Origin of the sequence: Streptomyces sp. NPDC057654 (assembly GCF_042800135.1) — a bacterium.
Taxonomy (GTDB): domain Bacteria; phylum Actinomycetota; class Actinomycetes; order Streptomycetales; family Streptomycetaceae; genus Streptomyces.
In genome coordinates, this window is the sequence record NZ_JBHVHQ010001144.1 from 1 (window position 1) to 2,197 (window position 2,197).

Sequence of the window (2,197 nt, forward strand, 5' to 3'; positions counted from 1 at the left end):
GGACGTGGACCCCACCGTGCTGGACGCGGAGCTCGCCGTACGCCTGGGCTGGGCGGAGCGGAAGATCGACCTGCCCGCCGGGCGGTACGAGACCCTGCTGCCGCCGACGGCCGTTGCGGACCTGCTGATCTACCAGCAGTGGCGGGCGTCGACCGCGCGGGCCGCGGCCGAGGGCCGTACCGTCTTCGCCCGGCCCGGCGGCGCCACCCGCATCGGCGAGCGGCTGTCCGAGCTGCCGCTCACCCTGCGCAGCGACCCGGCGGAGCCGGGCCTTCAGGCCGCGCCGTTCGTGATCGCGCACGCCTCGGGAGACGACTCGTCGGTCTTCGACAACGGGCTGCCGCTGGCCGGCACCGACTGGATCCGCGACGGGGTGCTGAACCGGCTGCTGACCACGCGCCACAGCGCCGAGCTCACGGGGCAGCCCGTCGCCCCGGCCGTCGACAACCTGATCCTCGACGGCGGCGGCGACCGTTCGCTGGAGGAGATGATCGCGGGGACGGAGCGCGGGCTGCTGCTGACGAGCCTGTGGTACATCCGCGAGGTCGACCCGGCCACGCTGCTGCTGACCGGGCTGACCCGCGACGGCGTCTATCTGGTGGAGCGCGGCGAGGTCGTCGGCGAGGTGAACAACTTCCGCTTCAACGAGTCGCCCGTCGGGCTGCTCTCCCGTGCCGCCGAGGCGGGCCGCACCGAGCGCACGCTGCCGCGCGAGTGGGGCGACTGGTTCACGCGCGCCGCGATGCCCCCGCTGCGGGTGCCGGACTTCAACATGAGTTCCGTCAGCCAGGGGGTGTGAGTCCGGGCATGCGGTACGGGCGGCGGCTCGGCTCGTACGCCCCGAGCCGCGGCCTGACCGTACGAGCCGCCCAATAGACTGGTCCCGACCATCCCACCCGTTCACCGATCATCAGGAACGCCATGACACGCCTCGGCGAATCCGTCGCCCGCGCCAGCGAGCTCCTCGCGCAGGACCTCTCCTCCGACACCACGGTCGAGCGGCTGCTCACCGAGACGGGTTCGCGGCGCTATCTCGACCTGACGGACCTGTCCGCCGCGGAGCAGGCGGAGCTGATCGCCGGGCGGGCCGTGAACGTGCTGCCGTCGGCGGAGAAGCTGGCCGCGGAGATCGAGTCCGTACGGGCCGAGGGCCGCGGCCTGAAGGTCAAGCTCGGCATCGACCCCACCGGGGCCGATGTGCACCTGGGCCACACCGTCCCCATGATCGTGCTGAACCGCTTCCAGCGGATGGGCCATGACGTCACGCTGCTGATCGGCGACATCACGGCCAAGATCGGCGACCCGTCGGGGCGGTCCGCGGAGCGCCCGCCGCTGACCGACGAGGACATCGCCCGGCACCTGTCCACGTACCAGGACCAGGTCCGGCCGTTCTTCGACTTCGACAAGGTCGCCGTGCGGTTCAACAGCGAGTGGCTGGCGGGGATCACCCTGCCGAAGCTCATCGGCATCCTCGCCCAGGTCCCGGCCTCGCAGCTGCTCCAGCGCGACGACTTCCGCAACCGCTTGGCGGACGGCTCCGGACTGACCATGTCGGAGCTGATCTACCCGATCGCCATGGCCATCGACTCCGCCGAGCTCGACTGCGACATCGAGCTGGGCGGCGTCGACCAGCTGCTCAACATGCAGATGGGCCGCAAGGTGATGGAGGTCTACGGCCTGCGGCCGCAGATGATCGCCACCATGCCGCTGATCGAGGGCACCGACGGCACCGGCGCGAAGATGAGCAAGTCCAAGGGGAACGCGGTCGCCCTGACCGCCCCCGCCGACGACGTCTTCGGCAAGATCATGTCGATTCCGGACCGGCTGATGGTCCCGTACCTGCGGGCCTGGACCGAGTGGACCGACGCGGAGATCGACGCCGTGGGCGCGCGCCTGGAGGCGCGGACGCTGCACCCGATGGATCTGAAGAAGGTCCTGGCCGGCGAGGTCGTGGCCGCGCTGTACGGGGTGGAGGCGGCGATGGCCGCGCGCGCCGGGTTCACGGCGCAGTTCTCGAAGAAGAGCTTCGTGGACGTCGGCACGCTGCCCGTCGTGGACCTGGCCGAGCACGGCGAGAAGCCCGCCACAACCGTGCTCGCGGCGGTCCTGGAGTTCCAGCCCAGCGCGTCGGCGGCCCGCCGGGTCGCCAAGCAGAACGGACTGCGGCTGGTCGTGGAGACCGGGGACGGCCAGGAGT

2 protein-coding genes are annotated in these 2,197 nt (G+C 71.5%); both read left to right on the plus strand.

The window, feature by feature from the left end:
- Positions 1 to 799: metallopeptidase TldD-related protein (locus ACFU99_RS41395; protein ID WP_384403296.1), on the plus strand; the 799-nt coding region annotated here is incomplete at its 5' end.
- Positions 800 to 921: 122 nt separating this feature from the next.
- Positions 922 to 2,197 (plus strand): tyrosine--tRNA ligase (tyrS, locus tag ACFU99_RS41400; RefSeq protein ID WP_384403299.1); only part of this gene is annotated, 1,276 nt, incomplete at its 3' end.